We start from the raw sequence: 534 nt of genomic DNA on the forward strand, positions 1-534 counted from the left end.
CCACGGAAGTCGCCCGCGATGCCCACCGGCCAGTTCAACGGCGTGGCACGCAACCCGATCCGCTGCTCGATCTCGTCCAACAACTCCAACGGCTCACGACCCGGACGATCCCACTTGTTCACGAACGTGATCACCGGCATCCGACGCGCCCGACACACATCGAACAACTTCAACGTCTGCGGCTCCAACCCCTTCGCCGAGTCCAACAACATGATCGCGCAATCCACCGCCGACAACACCCGATAGGTGTCCTCGGAGAAATCCGCGTGACCCGGGGTGTCCAACAGATTCAGGACCCGACCCTCGTAATCGATCCGCAACGCCGCCGACGTGATGGAGATGCCCCGATCCTGCTCCATCTCCATCCAGTCCGACGTCACACCACGCCGATCACCCTTACCGTGCACCGCACCCGCCGAAGAGATCGCCGACGAATGCAACGCCAACGCCTCCGTCAACGTCGACTTACCCGCATCCGGATGAGAGATGACCGCGAACGTCCGCCGCCGACCGGCCTCCTCGGCGACCTCGGCC

General features: G+C 63.7%; 1 protein-coding gene. It reads right to left on the bottom strand.

The annotated features are described in order from the left end of the window. Positions 1-534, bottom strand: a 534-nt coding sequence (locus PWG71_RS28650; protein ID WP_274813193.1) for a GTP-binding protein, incomplete at both ends; no start/stop codon positions are given.

The organism is Nocardiopsis sp. N85, from assembly GCF_028882275.1.
Lineage (GTDB): Bacteria > Actinomycetota > Actinomycetes > Streptosporangiales > Streptosporangiaceae > Nocardiopsis > Nocardiopsis lambiniae.